Genomic DNA, 16,780 nt, shown 5'->3' on the forward strand with positions numbered 1-16,780 from the left:
TATAGCAATAGCATAAACCGTGTGGTTACCACACAGTCAATAAGAAGTTGAAAGTTATTAGTTCAATTCAAAAAACCTTCCATCTCTCCTGACGGAAGGTTTTATATGTTTTTCTTCTTCTGCTGTATTCCCCTCATCAGCTCCCCATCTACTCTATGTATTGTATGACCCTCAGCACAGTATATGTAAATTTATGTTAATATACAGAAGATTATTAATTATGTTTGGAGAAATGGCAATGACAAAAACGAAATGGTCTCTCATCTTCATCGGTTCCATAGACTTGTTATTAATTATCATGCATGTGTTTAGCTATTATTTTCTCTTCTTGAAACCTACTGGTTATATCATTCCGATTGCCGCTAATATTATTGTCTTAGCAATAATCGGCTTTCGCCAGTCTATAATCAATAATTTATTAGTTGTTGCTGGTGTATTGCTAGGAACTGCCATTATGCTGATATATGCTTTCTTTATTTGGATAGGAGAAACCAGTTATAAAAAAATAGATTCTCCTCATAATCAGCAAGCACTTGTAGTGGAATACCGAAAGTTCACGCTAGGCGAAACAACCTATTATTATGATTTTTATAAGACGAAGTACGGTTTGATTGGTAAAGAACTAAGCGACCAATCAATCCAAATCATGGTTCAAGGTACAGAAAACCCTGGAAGTTTAAATGCGGAAGAAATTTTAGGAATTGACAATAGTGAATGGGTTACGAAACGTATTGTACGTTTCATTACTTTTGAGGGACCTAAGGAAATACATTTAGATTCAGATTCACGCCAAACAGATTTTAAATCGACATCTCCTGATTCCCAATTCATTGATAAGAAAGAGATTGAACAATTTATCGAGAAAGCAGAACAGAAAACAGACGGAGATGAAATTTCCATAAACGGAAACACACTCGTAACTCGCTATGACGATTTATCAGGTCAATATTGGATTGAAGTGCAGAATCCCGATGATCAAGCTCCAATTCCCAGGCAGCAATGCACCCGCATTGTACGTAACGAGGAAAGGAATTACTACATGCTGGAGGAATGTACGCATAAGTGGGAGTATGAGCTGTATCCGATTACGAATGAGTAGTAACATAAAAAAGAGAATCCGCTGGTTTTTCGGGCGGATTCTCACTTTTTTAGTTTAAGGACATGTAATTCATATTTTATCACATTCCGCCTCTGACTCTGATACTCACCCTAAGAATGACGTTCCACTTCTTTTGTGGTAGTTTTAGGGGGTTCAGTCCCACGGATTCTGATAACAATTTCCATGGTTTTGGTTTTTTTTGTCTTCAATGATGCCTAAAGTTACCCATGATTTCTAAATACGCATAATATATACCATATTTTCACGCTGGCTAAAGAGGTGCTCTATGAGAAAAACACGTGTATTCGCAATAACTTGTTTTATTTGTTTCACCCTAATAGGAGGATGTCTGGCAATCCGGGGTGATAATTCTTATGATGAAGAAACAATCGTAAAAGCAGAAGCGGCAGCCAAAAGCTATGTTGAAAATAACTTCCGGAATATTGAATCTGTTGAGTTGGAAGAACCCTATCAATCACCAATGGGCGGCATGAAAGTTGATGGAACTGTTAATGACGGGCAATCCGGTTTTTCCATAAGCTTAAACAATGACTTTACAGTTGGTTCAATCAGTTTAGGCGAGGGATTTCTTGAAAGATTTGAAGAATGCAGCAAAAAGAGTTGTGATTACTAGAATCCAAATCCTTTTACCGATATATTAATCTCATTATCAGCTATTCTAATATTAGTGAGGTAATATGAAAAAATTATACTTCCAATATCATTTCTTTGCCTCTTAACAATTACTGGCTGTTCAAAACGATATGATGATCAAACAATTACTGAAGCTAAAAAAGTGGCATCAAGTTATATTGAAAACAATTATGAATCCGTAGAATCAATTAAGTTAGATGAGCCTTATCGAGGACAAATGGGAAGTCTAAAAGTGGATGGGACCGTGAACGAGATTGAATTCTCAATTAGTTTGAACGAAGATCTCACTTTTAAAGGCATAAGCATAGAAGAAAAGTTCCCTGAACGTAAAGACGAGTGTAAGGATACAAGTTGTGAATATTAAATGACTGCAGATAAGTGCAAAAGAGACCTTAATACCCTCATTCCTGCGTCCGGAACAATCGAAGAAGAACTAGCATCAAAAGGCTAACTCCTTGCTATAAGGAGTTAGCCTTTTTGATTAGTGCTGCTGATTGATATAAGCATTCTTCCCCGCTCCCATACCAACAATCCAGAGCACTACAGCCACCGCAACCAACAATGCTAGTGGCACTGTCCAGCTTGACGTAACATCATGAATTAAGCCAAATAATGTTGGCCCTACTGCAGCTAATAGATACCCGACAAACTGTGCCATCCCTGATAATTCTGCGGATTCCTGAGCTGAGTGTGTCCGTAATACAAAAAACATTGTTGCGAGACTGAACACACCGCCTCCTGCTAATCCGAACAGCAATACACTGATAACACTAATCCATGTGATACCCGTTAACAACCCGGAGAAGCTTATAACGAAACATAAAGCTATGATGCTCACTATGCCTCTTTGTCCTGCAAGACGACCAGCTAGGACCGGGAGCAAAAATGAAGTCGGCAAGCTGCAAAGCTGCGTGAGAGCTAAAAGCCAGCCAGCTGTTGATTCACTAAAGCCTTGATTTTGAAGTATTGTGGGCATCCAGGTGATCATGATGTAATACAATAGCGATTGCAATCCCATGAAACCTGTTACTTTCCAGGCGAGACTCGATGACCATAGTTTCTTTCCTTTCTTAGGAAGGGAAATGGATGATGTTGTTACTTTTTGGCGCAGCTGTGGTATCCAAGCGACCATCGTGACAAGCGTCAAAATCACCCATACTGCGAGCGAGCCATGCCATCCACTACCAAGGCCGTTTGAAAGAGGAACACTAATTCCAGAAGCAAGCGCAGCCATCCCGTTCATGGTCATCGCATAAGCTCCAGTCATCACGCCTACATTTTTAGGGAATTCCCGCTTGATTAAACCCGGCAAGAGCACATTCCCCATGGCAATACCAATCCCCGCTAAAGCCGTCCCAACGAAAAGCATCCATACTGGTGAGAAAAACCGAAATATAAGTCCAACAGCTATGATAATCAGTCCAGCAAATAAAGTTCTTTCAATACCTACACGCCTAGCAATTCTTGGCGCGACCAGCGCAAATACCGCAAATGCAATCAAAGGCAAAGTAGTCAGCATACCTGTTGAAGCATTGCCAATGCCCGTATCTGAACGAATATTGTCTATTAACGGACTTAACCCTGTTATCGGTGCACGCAAGTTAGCACCGACAAGCAGAATGCTTAAGACTAATACAACGACTCCAATACGTGAGGCATTCTGTTTTAATTGATTAGATTGTTCCATATGTCTTCTCCTTACTCTGTCCAGCACGCTGGGAGAATCCCCAGCAAAGAAAAACCAGTTAGTGGTGTTCTCCACTCACTTTCATTATTTCCGCCAAAAAGTCGTACAGTCTGCTTTGTCTGTAATATTGAACTCTATCATTCTTTCTAATAATGAATAATCAACAGGTCCATCCCATTTGATTCGAACAAGTTGCTTTGTATAGTCATAACCTGCCTGCACAATATCATCAGAAAAATGATCTATTCCCGCCTTTTCCGGCGCAACAGCCAAATGCTGTTTGGCGATGCTAAAGCCAATAATAAATGTGCCATGATCAGTAAACATCGGCTGATTCCAGGCTATTTTCTGTTCCATATTAGGATATTTCTCAGCCACCCATTTCAGCACTTCTTCCGTTCGTTCCCGATGCTGCGGGTTGTCTATCTGAGCTAGATATTCTGCAAATACATTCATCTGCTTACCCCCAAGATAAATTTTTCATTTAATAAAGAACTAAAGATTATATTCCTACTATAACCACAAGCCTGGAAAAAGGAAAGTTGACTAGGGATAGTTCCTGGTATTAACCGGTTTGGAAACTACCAAATAAAACTACTCACTATACCAATTAAACTGCACACTATACCTGACACCATTAACTTCCGCCCTTTCCGTCTGCTCTTTTTAATATCTCTATGCGCTATGTATGCAATTCCAAGTCCAAATCCACCAAGAGTTGCCCCACTCCCCAAAAGAAAGACTCCTACTATCGAGAAGACTCCTATAATAAGAGAGAATATAGCTTCATTACAATACTCTGACGCAGCCGATTGATATTTATTTCTATGAATACGCACCATTATCACCCTAAACTTCTGTTTCCTATTTTCTATTATAATCAAAAAAGGAATATTATTCCTCTCACCATGTTAAAATCAAATTAATACTTATCTCAATCCCAAAGGAAAATGATTTAATGGAATTTTTGCTAAGAAACTTTGCGAGTCTCATCATGTTATTCTTGGAGAACTCAATTCCCTCAAAGAATAGCAAAAGATACAAAAAGAATGTAAAGCTGCTTCAAAAACAGGACTGGTTCCGTCTGTTAGTAAAGGAATACAATCCTATTCTTCTTATGAACGTTTCTATCCGAGCTAAAATTATGGAATATGACGACAAAGGCGATCTACATAGCTTTAGAACAGAATTAGAACGACTTGTAAAAGCTGAACTCGGATAAGCTTACGCGTTAAAATAAAAAGAACACCTCCATGAAAAGAGGTGTTCTGATTACGCCTGTTCAATTAGCCAGTTCGTTTATTTCCTCTTCGCTCAAAGCCTTCCGATACACGGCAACATCATCCATCTGCCCGCCAAAGAACGCATTCGCAGCATACCTGCTTCGCCCCAGATAGTTTGTGTTTCCAAGAATATCGGCTGGGTTAGCAGTAATACTTTCATTCGTCCCCGCAAGCTCTCCATTCATGTACAGTTTTCCGGTATCACCTTCCAGTGTCACCGCAAGATGTACCCATTCACCTGCAGCCAATACACTATCAGCTGTTATGTTCTGGTCAACTCCATTATGAATGGTAAATCGAAGCTTGCCGCTGCCGTCAGACGGGGTGAAGAACATGTTTTTGCCGTTGCTTTCGCCAATATCAAAAATTCGCTGCCATGCTGCACCGCCTTGCCAGTTCACCCAGGCGGAAAACGTGAAGTCCTCTGCATCTGCAACGAGTGGAGAGAGTTCCACATAAGCATCTTTCCCATCCAACGCCAGCTTGCCATCCTCGGTTTGCACAGCGTTCCCTTTCAGCTGTGCAGGCAGATTGCTGCCGGAGGAATCAGCTGCTTCCTTACTGCCCGAATTGCCAAAGTTATATTGCGCAATTTCTGGCTCAGAAGCCTGTTGCTTTACTGTCACTTGGAATGTTTTCGTATCTTTCTTTTTTCCTGCTTGAATACTAGCGGTCAGTGTAGCTTTGCCATCTCCGCTCCCTGCCGCTGGCCGGTGTATCGTACCATCAGTCTCGATCACATCTGAATTGGATGACGTCCACTTGATTGTGGATCCATGCGTCCCTTCTGTCGGCAGCTCTATATTCTGAAATAGATTAACGCTGTTTGAGATGCTCAGATCCTTCTTCACTGCCGCAACTATTTCTTTATCTTTCATGTTTTCCATTCGATTACCCCAGACTGCGACACCTTTTTCAGATAAAGCAGTGAAAGTCGTATCATATTTCTGCGCCGCTTCATCCCACTGTTTCAAGAAGAATCCATTATACTTCTCACCATCAAGCGTGAGGGTAATCTCATTATCCTTGCCGTACTTCCACTTGCCTTTTACAGCACCTTCGACCTTCCCATTTTCTTTCAGGGTAATCTGCTCTGATACCTTTACATCAGCAGATATATCTTTCCCATGGTTCACATACTGATAGTCCCCAGCCATATCCTTGCGCTTAATCTTTGCTTCTTTCTCATTCGTATTTCGAGAAGGCGCGACGACCGGCCAGCCGCTATCGTTCATATGCATCTGATGGACCCGCACCTCATGTTCCTCACCACGCTCAGGGAAACGAGAATGGAAGATTAAATAGTGGTTCTTCGTGTCTTCATCGTAAAAAGCGGTATTATGCCCTGGCGAAACATAGCCGATACCCGGCTCCGCTCCTGGATCACCGACCTTCTTCTCGAACAAGTTGTTCCCAAGCAGCTTCACACCATAAGGTTCGATAGACTTATCATCAAACAGAGGCAGATTCGGATCTGCTTTCACATCAATCATGTCATTTCCCTCTGCATCGTAAAACGGTCCATCCGGGGACTTAGAACGCGCCACCCGAATATTGTAGCCGCCAATAGCATCTAGCCCGCCGAATGATAGGAACATATAGTAATAATCAGTTTCCGGGCTGTACATCATAGCTGGTCCTTCAATTCGGCTATGGTTGCCGCCCATCAGCTTCTTCCCATATCCTTGGCCCGGAAGCGGCTTGCCTGTCTCTTCATCCATTTCCATAATGAATATACCGCCAGAGTAGGAGCCATACACCATCCACAGCTTACCATCCTCATCATAGAACACATCCGGATCTACCACATTCGGATGCTTTGTCGCATCATAAATCGTACCATCCTCACTTGGCTCATCCCACATACCCGACTTCAGGATAATCCCGGTATCCTTGTATGGACCTTCAATATTATCGGCCACTGCCACACCCATTGCAGAACGCGGTGAATCTCCTTTACACGCATTGTAATACATATAAAACTTCCCATCTGCCAGTTGGATAACATCCGCAGCCCAAAGCGTATCCGTCTGCGCCCATTCCAGTGTCTCCCTAAGTTCTTCTGTTACATTAGGAATGAGCTTATTACCATCACGCACACCTGAATCTACCATCTTCCATTTCATAAGGTCATTGGTTTTCGCAGCAGCTAGGTGGGAGCCAAAAACGTAGTACTGGTCGTCCACTTCAATGAAGGATGGATCATGGACAGAAGCATTTTCAAAAACAGGTATCTTCTCTCTATCAGTTTTATCCTTTGCCAGGATATCCGCGCCTGGAATAGCAGGTATAAGTAATGCAGCAGACAACAACGACGTTACGAGTATACGCTTGTTAGCTTTCATTTCTTTCCTCCTCAACATTTGGTAACGCTTTCATAATGCTGGTTTTAGATTAAGAGGAATAGATAAAGTTGTCAATAAGTATAAAATCCTTGTTTAATAAATAGATTCTTTAAAACTATCTTCATAAATGTATACGTATGGAACATTAACTAACCAACTTTAACATATACGTACAAATTTCCCGATAAAACAAAAAGTTGTTCAATCATTATCCACCTATCAAATATATCTGGATTTTATTAGCGAAAATGATTGTTTTCATTGGATGGTTCCAGTGACCTCATCAGTTCCTAATTGCTGCTCTTCCTTTTTTAAAGGCACCAGCGCTGCAGTACCATTATGAATGAGATTTAAATACTAGTATGCTATTATCTAATTGCTGTAATCTTTGAAAAAGAGAAGGATCGCGGGAAATAGTTCAAGTTTTTTTGAAACTGTTATCGGAGGAAAATCACAATGAGGCTATTTCATAAGCTGCTTGTACAATCTTCTGTAATCGAAGGAGAAGACTATGGGTTAAATGAAGTATTCAAGTCTATCGATAAAGGAATGCAGGCATTGGAGACGTTTGCACAAGGAATATTTCTCGGCATTTTCTTAACCATATCACTTTCGATTTTTGGCATGGCCTTATTGGCAGTCATAATCTCCTTCTTATTTATGATCCCCTTTAAATCAAAAGCGGAGAAGAAGTCTTTCTGGAAGACATCAGGTATTATTCTGCTGGTTATTTTAGTTGTTTCTATTTTGATATTTGCCATACCATACGCCATACTTTTATGAAGTTTATATTATCAAGAGCGTTTTATGAGAGTTACCTGAAGGTAATCTGCACAAATTTAGTTAGGAAAAAGATTTAATCACAGGGAGGATCGATGAAAATGACTGGTTATCCAAATGATACTGAAATCATTAGCGAACTGGAGCGGACGAAAACAGAAGCCTGGGAGGAATTGCGTTCTGCCGCAAAAGAGATGACGGCTGAAGACCGCAACGCGGTATGGGCAAATGGAAGAAACGAGCATGCATTAAAATATCCAGTCTATAGTGAACGTATAGATAAAGTAACGAATCTGCTATACACTGTCGGCGCAATAACTCATTTATACAATTGGAGAAGTAACGGATTCCCCGACCATTCACCTTCTAAAGAATTAAGCGTTGCAGATGCCATTCGCACTGCCACTTACATTGTTCGCAGCGAACGCTTTGGCGATGGAGCCATTGCAAGGACAGCTGAGATTGGATTACTAGATACTATTTTACATTGCTTGATCAGATGGTATGACAAGGAATAAATATAACCCTTCTAATATTTTTTCTTTTTAACGCGATAAATTCTCAAAAGATATCTCGCCAGCAAAAACAGCATACCAAGGGGTGCCAGCAACAAACTTGAGAAAAACACGAAAAAACCATACATAGCATACTGTATCTGGTCTAATGACCTTTCTATTGCGTAGTTCGATGCGTTCTTTATTTTACCGACCCAGCCAAAAACCCATAACCAAATCGTAGAAAAACTTCGCAAAAGGATATAATATATATGAAATGATAAATACAGATGACAAATCAGTATCATCCGTAAGATACATAATAACCAAAATCATTAAGCACATTGGTAATCCCACTAGATAGGCTTTGGACACATATTTCCTGTCAAATGGCATGCTGCTCGGTTTCGGCGGCCGTCGATCCGCACGACGTTTTGGTCCATGCACTTTCACAAGCTTACTCCTTTCACAAAAGTCTAAGAGTCTCTTAATGAACATAAAGAACACGAAGAGGGCCCTATTTCTATCTAACTTATCCCATTCCCAAGATGCGAGTGCTGTATTTTAACATCTATCGAGAAACTCACTTCTAAGCATACTCATCCTTAGCCGATCGACATATTCTCCATTCCTTAATCGGTCTTGCCTTAAGATACCTTCTTCAACATACCCAATACGCTTATATGATGTAATCGCTTTTAAATTATCAATCTCTACTCTTAACCAAATCTTGTTTAAATCTAACAGATCGAATCCCCAACACAGCATCTCTCTCATGGCTGCTAATCCATATCCCTTTCCCCAAAACACTTTGTCACCGATTGCTATTCCCAATTCTGCATGTTTATTTAAATTATCAATATTCTTCAAATCTACCCAGCCTATATGCTTCCCTTGTTCCGTTAATATAGCTTTTTGATGGTAGCCGTTAGTCCTGTTCATGCATGCCATTATCCATTCTTCCGTCTCTTTTTTGCTAAAGGGCGGATACTTCGAAGGCATGTTCAAATGCTTAATAACTTCTTTATCAAGACACCATCGATAACGATCTTCTGCATCAGCAAGTGTTAATTCTCTCAGTTTTACATTTGGCAACTCCAATGCTCGCATGCTAACAGTCTCCTATTTGCTTTATTTCCTTTCAGGATCCATATATAAATTATCTGTTTTATGGAATAATGTGTAAAGAGATTTATGAAAAAAAGACTGAATCAGTGATTCAGTCTCATACAAACCTACCTGCTCCGCCGCTCCACAAGATTAAGTCCCAATCCCATCGCCACGATACCAATCAGCAGTATATACAGCAGAGACATCACGACATCCTGCAGACCAGCACCATAGAAGACTACCGCCATGATAGCTTCCATCGCGTGCGCCAGCGGGAATAAATCAGCAATGAACAGTAACACAGGATTTGTAATCGTTCCCGGCACCATATAGGCTCCGCTGACAAGCGGAATCAAGGGAATGAGGGACGGGTATATCGCATAAAACTGCTCTGGCGTCCTGACAAAACCGGTAATCAGCATAGCGATACTGATCATGCCGAATGTAAAGCATGCCGTGATGAGTATAATCAGCCAGAGTTTATCTCCCACATCGTAATGCATGACATACTTAAACACGATCAGCACGACAACAATCTGAAGCATTGTAATGAGAAAGCTATATAACAGATAGCCACTGTACATACTCGTCTTCTTCATAGGTGATAAAATCATCCGGTCCCAAATACCAGATACCTTATCATGTGTCACATTGTTGACCTTGAATCCAAGGATAAACATAGCTATCAGGAAAGTGAAGGCAAAAAGTAGCTGTGTCCGCACGTTGTACGTAGGAATCTGTTCACTATCCAGCCCTTGCACTTCCATTTGAAATGGCGCATCGTCCAGATAGCTCTCCAACTCATCCCGGATATCCTTATCTCCTTGTTGTTCTATCGCTTTGATTTGTGCCTCACGTTGAAACACACTATTCACATGCTCTTCAATAAATGAAATGCTGGGAATCCTATTGGAGGACAGGATGCGGTAGTCATCCTCCGTGACCTTCACTGCCACATCGATATTCCCTTTCTTTATATCTTCACGCGCTTCTTCTGGTTCCACCACTTCAAATTTGACGGAGTCATCCGTGTTTAGTAACGCTTCCCACTTTTTCTCGATTTCCTCTGCATTGGCTTCTTCACTGAAAATCGCAACGGTTGTCAATGATTGAACTCCACCGCCTAATAAAAGAGCAGCACCGATACTTCCTGCAATCAATAACAGAATCAGCAGCGGGTTTCGTTTATCCTTCGAAAATTGCACCCATAATACGCTTTTCATTGTGCTTTCCCCCTTTTCGGAAACAAAGCTAGGCCAATGAAAATGAATAAAAGGAAAATGCCAATCAGGAATAAGCTTGGCTGGACTGTGAGGGAGAGATCCTCATATTGGACCCACTCTGTCAGCAGAGCTAGGAAAAGACCGTTCGGCGTCCATTCTCCAATTTCCTGCAGCCATCCAGGCATCATATAGATGGGAACAAATCCTCCTCCAAGCGTACCGAAAAGCAATAAAATCAACATAAAGAATCCATTGGCTGCGTCTATATCCGTCATTCGCAATAAGATTGCTGTAAAGATCGCTGCTAGGCCGGACATTACCAAAGCAAGCAGGAACATCATCACAAAGATACCAACCCAAAAGGTCAGTGTTCTATCCGGAAATACATCCAAGATAAAGTGGGCAACAATCAGAACAAAGATGATTTGCAACATGACAAGACAAACTGTCGATACCATCTTGCCAATTAAAAACCGCATCGGATGGCTATTCGTCAATAAAATCCGATTGAATACTTGGTCCCTGATTTCCACTCCTGTTTTCATGGCTACCGTCGTTACGACAAACAAGGAAAATAAAGCCCCCATCGCTATCGTAAAATACTGGGTCAGCGTGAAATCGTACGCTGTGCCTATGTCCTCGAATCCGCCTTCAGGGAACGCAACGTCTATTTCCTCACCACCAGTTATGTCCTGTATAGCGAATTGATAATTTAATTGATCAATAAACCCTTGGATCAGCTGCCGCATCACATTGCTGTCTATCGTCTCTTCTTCTATTTTATAAATCAGTGGTGTCGTTGGAGATTCTCCTGTGAAGCTTGCATATAGGCTATCTGCGGTATAACCTTGCGGAATAATCAGCATACCATCCAGTTCGCCTTCTTTGATTTTCTCAGCAGCCTCCTTTTCCTTCAGATGATGAATCGTCACCCATCCCTTTAAGTCTTCACTTCCAAGATAGTCCGATAGTAATTGAACTGGCTGAACCTCCCCGGCAGCACCTACTATCGCTTTTGCTTCCTGTTCTCCTATCGCAGCTTCGTTGATCAATCGTTCGTTCAGCTGCTGCATTGCCTCATTTTCATCATCTTGATTCACCACCGCCAACTGCAAATCCATTGATGCCTCGTCATCACCAATCACCCCAGCAAAAGCATAGTTCAACACGAGTATCAAAATGATAGGAAGCAATAATATCGTAAGAAGCTCTTTCCAATCCCGCCAGAATATCAACATATCCTTTTTGATAAAACTCCGCATCATGTCACTCCTTTAATCTCGCAGCGTTCGTCCGGTCAAGTGAAGGAACACATCTTCTAAACTAGGTGTTTCTCTCTGGAAATTAATTAATTGGACATGATGCTGTTCTGTAAGATGAACCAGTTTGCTAATCAAGTTCGCTCCTTTGGCTGCGATGATCTTCAACTCTGATTCGGTTACTTCTATCTTCCGGACACCTTCCATTGTCTTAACCTGTTCTACAAAGGCTTCATCCAGCTTATTTAACTCCACTCTAATCTTATCCTCGGTCGACAGGATGCTGAGTAATTCATCTTTAGTTCCAGCAGCTATGATCTTGCCATGATCCATAATGTATAATCGGTCACAGAGCTGCTCCACTTCTTCCATATAGTGACTTGTGTAAAGGATTGTTGTTCCATCTTGTTTGTTCAGTGCGCGCACGGCTTCCAAAATATGATTTCTGGATTGCGGATCGATACCTACTGTAGGTTCATCCAAGATGAGAATCTTTGGGCGGTGCAATAATGCTGCCGCTATGTTAAGCCGGCGCTTCATCCCCCCGGAATAGGTCTTCACCAATTCCTTTTTGCGATCTTCCAGCCCGACAAACTCCAAAGCCTGCTGGATCTCTTTTTCTAAAGCTTTGCCTCTCAGTTTATAGACAGATCCAAAAAACTTAAGATTCTCATAGGCAGACAGTTCCTGATACAATGCCAATTCCTGCGGTACCACACCTGATACTTTTCTGATTTCACCTGGTTTATCTACCGCGTTCACACCGTTCAGCGTTATTCTGCCGCTCGTCGGCTTGATCAAAGTGGAGATCATGGAAATCGTTGTGGATTTTCCGGCTCCATTTGGACCCAGCAGCCCAACGGATTCGCCATTATCCAGGTATAAATTGATATCCTGCACAACCTTCTTCCCTTTGAAGGACTTGCTTAAGTTGATCGTTTCAAGCATGTTTTTGCCCCCTTTATTGTTGTTACTAGCATCATAAATAAAAAAAACCAAAGCCATTACTGACTATGGTCATTCCACGATTGGGCACTTATTACTTTCGTCACTTTTTTATACAAGTCGATGACGTATCGCATAAATAGCTAATTGTGTCCGATCTCTTAATTCCAATTTATCCAGAACGTGACTTGTCTGATTCTTGACCGTCCCGACCGACAAGCCTAATCGTTCCGCCACTTCTTTGTTATTTAGCCCCTCACCGATACACTTCAATATCGCTCTTTCCCTTGGAGTCAGCGTCGGATCAATTTGTTTCTCTTCCTGGTTTTGCAGCAGAATCGGCATAACCTTTGATGCAACCTGATCTTCTAGGGATAAGCCGCCGCTCAACGCACTTTTAATGGATCGAATAAGCGAAGCCGTATCTCCATTCTTCAGCATATAGCCGCTAACCCCAAGCTTCAAAGCGTTCATAACATATTCGTTATCATCAAAGGTGGTAAGCATGAGAACCTTTATATGAGGAAAACGTATGCGCAGGATTTTCGCAGCTTCAATACCGTCCATCACAGGCATACGAATATCCAATATGGCTACATCGAAAAGCTGCTTTTCACATAGACTGACTGCTTCTTTCCCATTATCTGCTTCCCCAGTCACGCTTATTTCTTCATCTGTTTCAATCATGGCCTTTAACCCCTGACGAACCATCACCTGATCTTCCGCCAGTAAAATCTTAATCATATGAACCGCTCCAGTCCGATAATCTTATCGTGCCTCTAACTAAGAATCGATGTTCTCCATAATCAATCTCAAGCGAACCGCCCACTTTCTCTAAGCGATCCCGCATCGCCTTCAACCCATACCCTTCTTGAAAATAGCGATCATGCGGCGCAGCATTAATCACCTCAAACCGAAAAATACTGCCGCCAGGAGATTCGAATATCACTTGCGCCTCTCTTGTAGAACTATGCTTCATAATATTCGTCAATGCCTCCTGCACAGCACGATAAATCGCAAAAGACTGCTCACCCGTCAAAGGAGCCGCAAACGCCCCATGCCTTACTGAAAAATTTATTTTTATAAAGCTCTCTATCTCCCAAGTTCGGATCAGCCGAATCACACCCTGCAGTCCGCCTACTTCCCTTTGCTTGAATGACTTCACTGCCTGCCGCGTCTCCTCCAAGCTCTGTTCAGCCAGCTCCTTCAGCTTCCCGACTGTTTCCTTATCCTTCTCAGCCGCCGTTAAACGAAAAGCCTCAAACTGAAACAGCAAAGCCGTCAGTTTGTGGCCAACAGAATCATGAATCTCATGACCAATCAGCATCCGCTCATCTTGCCTTGCCTGCTGTTCTTCTACAAGAAGCTGCCTTTTCATTCTTCTGTATTCTTCGAGTAGGGCTTCATTGCTCAATCGGGCCTCTTTTTCTCTGTTATGTATGATTTGGTGATAAAGTAAAGCAGTTACTAGTAAAAGATAATATAGCCCATTCCAAGCTAATTGCGAGGGAGTGAATTCCGATATCAACAAAATGACTGCAACACTAACAAGTTGCACAGCAATCACAATCAAACTTTTTAATCTTGTAAGATAAAAAACTGCTTCGGCCATTATTAGTGATTGTACAAGAATTATATATAAGCTCAATTTATCATTAATAGGATAAAAGATGAGGATTGTCAGTAGTGCTTGTGCACAGAATATCAAAGTTTGTATAAGCGTTTTTTCTTTAAACAGCGGCACAATGAATAATAGGAGAAGAAAAATGCTCAAGGCTGATAGTTGTTCTGCATTTAGATACGCGGCTAATTCCCAGCAGACAGAAGCCCAAACAATACAGTAAATAGAAAGCCAAATAAAATATGTTTTCTTCACTTATGATTCCTCCTTTCTTTGACTCGAAAAAAAGCACCATACTCATAAATAATAAGTATGGTGCTTCTTTGTTTGTATTTTATATGCGCTACGAACAACTTCTATAGCGAGTTAGTTAAAATAAATAACCAACTATTTTAAAATAGAAAAAGTTATTCCACCGTAACACTCTTAGCCAAATTCCTCGGCTTATCAACATCTGCACCACGCTGAACTGCTGCATAATAAGCAAGCAATTGAAGCGGTACGACACTTGCAAGTGGTGTTAGTAGCTCATGCACTGCTGGAATGACGAAAGCATCTTCGTCATGCTCTAGACCTTTCATGCTGATGAGCAATGTGTTGGCACCGCGTGCGTTTACTTCCTGTACGTTACCACGGATGGAGTGGTTCAGGGAGCTTTGTGTAGCTAGCGCGATTACCGGTGTGCCTTCTTCGATCAAGGCGATAGTACCGTGTTTCAGTTCTCCTCCAGCGAAGCCTTCTGCTTGGATGTAGGAGATTTCTTTTAGTTTCAGTGATCCTTCGACACAGACGAAGTAATCGACACCGCGGCCGATGAAGAATGCGTTGCGGGATTCACTTAGATAGCTTTGTGCTAGTGTTTCGAATGTTTCTTTTTGGTCAGTCAGTACTTCCATTGCATTCGCAACGATCGCAAGCTCCTGAAGCGGGTTGAAATCAAGTGTGATTTCTTTGCCTTTTGCGGCGTCTACAGCAAGCAATAGCATAACTGCCATCTGTGCTGTATATGCTTTAGTAGAGGCTACCGCGATTTCCGGACCAGCGTAAAGCGGCAATGTGAAGTCTGCTTCACGAGAAAGGGTGGATCCTGGCACGTTTGTGATTGTAAGTGCTGGGTGTCCGAGTTCTTTGATTTTCACCAATACGGCTCTGCTGTCGGCAGTTTCGCCAGATTGGGAAAGGAATATGAATAATGGCTTCTCAGATAGAAGCGGCATATTGTAGGCGAATTCACTTGCGATATGCACTTCAACCGGAATTTTAGCCAGGTTTTCGATGAATTGTTTACCGACTAGTCCAGCGTTGTAGCTTGTTCCCGCTGCTACGATGTAAATACGGTCTGCATTTACCATCGCATTACGGATAGCAGGTTCCATTTTGATTTGTTCCGCGTCATCCTGGTAGTGCTGGATGATTTTACGGATAACGAATGGCTGCTCATCTGTTTCTTTCAGCATGAAGTGATCGTATGTGCCTTTTTCCGTATCGGATGCATCGATTTCCGTTTTGAACGTATCGCGTTCTACTGTTGTACCGTCAAGCAGCTGGATTTCCACGCTGTCACGGCGAACGATAACGATTTCTTTGTCACGGATCTCTTTGTACGTATCTGTTTCGCGAAGTGTTGCCATCGCGTCACTTGCTACGACGTTGAAGCCTTCCCCGATACCTACAAGCAATGGGCTCTTATTTTTTGCCACAAAGATTGTTTCTTTATCATCTTTGTCGATCATTGCAAGGGCATAAGAACCAGTAAGCAAGCTGACCGCTTTACGGAATGCTGCTGCTGTATCCTGTGTTTCTTCATACATTTTCTCTACAAGCTGTACAACGATTTCTGTATCAGTATCACTTTTCAATGTTACGTCAGAAAGATACTCTTTACGGATGTCGACATAGTTCTCGATTACACCGTTATGCACAATCGTGAATTTGCCAGAAGCGCTTTGATGCGGGTGCGCGTTGTCTTCGTTCGGTGCACCATGTGTCGCCCAGCGTGTATGGCCGATTCCCATTGTGGATGAAACGCTGTGATCTACTTTTTCACGCAATGCAGCAATGCGGCCTTTTACTTTGAAAAGGTTCACACCTTGCTCGTTTTCGATTGCGATACCAGCTGAATCGTATCCGCGATACTCCAGCTTCTCTAGTCCGTTAAGCAATACTTCTTTTGTATCATTCTGTCCGATATATCCTACAATTCCACACATGTCGTTGTTGTCCTCCTCAAGACTTGGAAGGGGCAAACGAACGGCCTGCGCTAAGCTTAGGGGCGTTGTT

The 16,780-nt window shown here is 42.0% G+C and carries 14 protein-coding genes; 4 read left to right on the forward strand and 10 right to left on the reverse strand.

Annotated elements, in window-relative coordinates; translation table 11 throughout:
• Positions 1-238 precede the first annotated feature (238 nt).
• A complete protein-coding gene (locus tag SFC25_RS10785) occupies positions 239-1,099 on the forward strand; it encodes a hypothetical protein (protein ID WP_411215271.1) in 861 nt (286 codons plus the stop codon).
• A gap of 286 nt (positions 1,100-1,385) precedes the next feature.
• Positions 1,386-1,733, forward strand: coding sequence for a hypothetical protein (locus tag SFC25_RS10790; RefSeq protein WP_411215272.1), 348 nt, complete (start codon positions 1,386-1,388; stop codon positions 1,731-1,733).
• Positions 1,734-2,234: 501 nt separating this feature from the next.
• On the opposite strand, the gene SFC25_RS10795 is transcribed toward SFC25_RS10790, so the two are convergent.
• The 3 genes from SFC25_RS10795 to abnB all read right to left on the reverse strand — a co-directional run bounded on the left by SFC25_RS10795 (position 2,235) and on the right by abnB (position 7,068).
• Complete coding sequence (locus tag SFC25_RS10795; RefSeq protein ID WP_411215273.1) at positions 2,235-3,440, reverse strand: CynX/NimT family MFS transporter; 1,206 nt, start codon at positions 3,438-3,440, stop codon at positions 2,235-2,237.
• A gap of 84 nt (positions 3,441-3,524) precedes the next feature.
• Positions 3,525-3,896 (reverse strand): iron chaperone, encoded by a 372-nt coding sequence (locus SFC25_RS10800; RefSeq protein WP_411215274.1) that lies wholly within the window; start codon positions 3,894-3,896, stop codon positions 3,525-3,527.
• Positions 3,897-4,722: 826 nt separating this feature from the next.
• Positions 4,723-7,068 carry an arabinan endo-1,5-alpha-L-arabinosidase AbnB gene (gene abnB / locus SFC25_RS10805; RefSeq protein WP_411215275.1) on the reverse strand — a complete coding sequence of 782 codons (2,346 nt, stop codon included), beginning with the start codon at positions 7,066-7,068 and terminating at the stop codon, positions 4,723-4,725.
• A 456-nt stretch (positions 7,069-7,524) separates the two neighbouring features.
• On the opposite strand from abnB, the gene SFC25_RS10810 reads away from it, so the two are divergent.
• Positions 7,525-7,851, forward strand: a complete 327-nt coding sequence (locus SFC25_RS10810) for a hypothetical protein (RefSeq protein ID WP_411215276.1) — start codon at positions 7,525-7,527, stop codon at positions 7,849-7,851.
• Between the two features lie 98 nt (positions 7,852-7,949).
• Positions 7,950-8,366 (forward strand): DUF6508 domain-containing protein, encoded by a 417-nt coding sequence (locus tag SFC25_RS10815; RefSeq protein ID WP_411215277.1) that lies wholly within the window; start codon positions 7,950-7,952, stop codon positions 8,364-8,366.
• A 540-nt stretch (positions 8,367-8,906) separates the two neighbouring features.
• On the opposite strand, the gene SFC25_RS10820 is transcribed toward SFC25_RS10815, so the two are convergent.
• The 7 genes from SFC25_RS10820 to glmS all read right to left on the reverse strand — a co-directional run bounded on the left by SFC25_RS10820 (position 8,907) and on the right by glmS (position 16,710).
• Entirely contained in the window at positions 8,907-9,443 is a 537-nt protein-coding gene (locus SFC25_RS10820; protein ID WP_411215329.1) for a GNAT family N-acetyltransferase, read from the reverse strand.
• Positions 9,444-9,577: 134 nt separating this feature from the next.
• Positions 9,578-10,675, reverse strand: a complete 1,098-nt coding sequence (locus tag SFC25_RS10825; protein WP_411215278.1) for an ABC transporter permease — start codon at positions 10,673-10,675, stop codon at positions 9,578-9,580.
• Positions 10,672-11,940, reverse strand: a complete 1,269-nt coding sequence (locus SFC25_RS10830) for an ABC transporter permease (RefSeq protein WP_411215279.1) — start codon at positions 11,938-11,940, stop codon at positions 10,672-10,674. The genes SFC25_RS10825 and SFC25_RS10830 overlap by 4 nt, the downstream gene beginning before the upstream one ends.
• Before the next feature lie 9 nt (positions 11,941-11,949).
• Positions 11,950-12,882, reverse strand: coding sequence for an ABC transporter ATP-binding protein (locus SFC25_RS10835; protein ID WP_411215280.1), 933 nt, complete (start codon positions 12,880-12,882; stop codon positions 11,950-11,952).
• Between the two features lie 108 nt (positions 12,883-12,990).
• Positions 12,991-13,623 (reverse strand): response regulator, encoded by a 633-nt coding sequence (locus SFC25_RS10840; protein WP_411215281.1) that lies wholly within the window; start codon positions 13,621-13,623, stop codon positions 12,991-12,993.
• Complete coding sequence (locus tag SFC25_RS10845; protein ID WP_411215282.1) at positions 13,616-14,755, reverse strand: sensor histidine kinase; 1,140 nt, start codon at positions 14,753-14,755, stop codon at positions 13,616-13,618. The genes SFC25_RS10840 and SFC25_RS10845 overlap by 8 nt, the downstream gene beginning before the upstream one ends.
• A gap of 152 nt (positions 14,756-14,907) precedes the next feature.
• Positions 14,908-16,710, reverse strand: coding sequence for a glutamine--fructose-6-phosphate transaminase (isomerizing) (gene glmS / locus SFC25_RS10850; RefSeq protein WP_411215283.1), 1,803 nt, complete (start codon positions 16,708-16,710; stop codon positions 14,908-14,910).
• Positions 16,711-16,780 lie beyond the last annotated feature (70 nt).

It is taken from the genome of Terribacillus saccharophilus (assembly GCF_046592595.1).
GTDB lineage: Bacteria > Bacillota > Bacilli > Bacillales > Amphibacillaceae > Terribacillus > Terribacillus saccharophilus_C.

Excerpts from the sequence above, each read along its gene's own strand:
- SFC25_RS10830 (WP_411215279.1), bottom strand. The coding sequence starts at position 11,940 with ATGATGCGGAGTTTTATCAAAAAGGATATGTTGATATTCTGGCGGGAT.
- SFC25_RS10810 (WP_411215276.1), top strand. The coding sequence starts at position 7,525 with ATGAGGCTATTTCATAAGCTGCTTGTACAATCTTCTGTAATCGAAGGA.
- SFC25_RS10785 (WP_411215271.1), top strand. The coding sequence starts at position 239 with ATGACAAAAACGAAATGGTCTCTCATCTTCATCGGTTCCATAGACTTG.
- SFC25_RS10795 (WP_411215273.1), bottom strand. The coding sequence starts at position 3,440 with ATGGAACAATCTAATCAATTAAAACAGAATGCCTCACGTATTGGAGTC.
- SFC25_RS10825 (WP_411215278.1), bottom strand. The coding sequence starts at position 10,675 with ATGAAAAGCGTATTATGGGTGCAATTTTCGAAGGATAAACGAAACCCG.
- SFC25_RS10815 (WP_411215277.1), top strand. The coding sequence starts at position 7,950 with ATGACTGGTTATCCAAATGATACTGAAATCATTAGCGAACTGGAGCGG.
- SFC25_RS10790 (WP_411215272.1), top strand. The coding sequence starts at position 1,386 with ATGAGAAAAACACGTGTATTCGCAATAACTTGTTTTATTTGTTTCACC.
- SFC25_RS10800 (WP_411215274.1), bottom strand. The coding sequence starts at position 3,896 with ATGAATGTATTTGCAGAATATCTAGCTCAGATAGACAACCCGCAGCAT.
- abnB (WP_411215275.1), bottom strand. The coding sequence starts at position 7,068 with ATGAAAGCTAACAAGCGTATACTCGTAACGTCGTTGTTGTCTGCTGCA.
- SFC25_RS10840 (WP_411215281.1), bottom strand. The coding sequence starts at position 13,623 with ATGATTAAGATTTTACTGGCGGAAGATCAGGTGATGGTTCGTCAGGGG.
- SFC25_RS10835 (WP_411215280.1), bottom strand. The coding sequence starts at position 12,882 with ATGCTTGAAACGATCAACTTAAGCAAGTCCTTCAAAGGGAAGAAGGTT.
- glmS (WP_411215283.1), bottom strand. The coding sequence starts at position 16,710 with ATGTGTGGAATTGTAGGATATATCGGACAGAATGATACAAAAGAAGTA.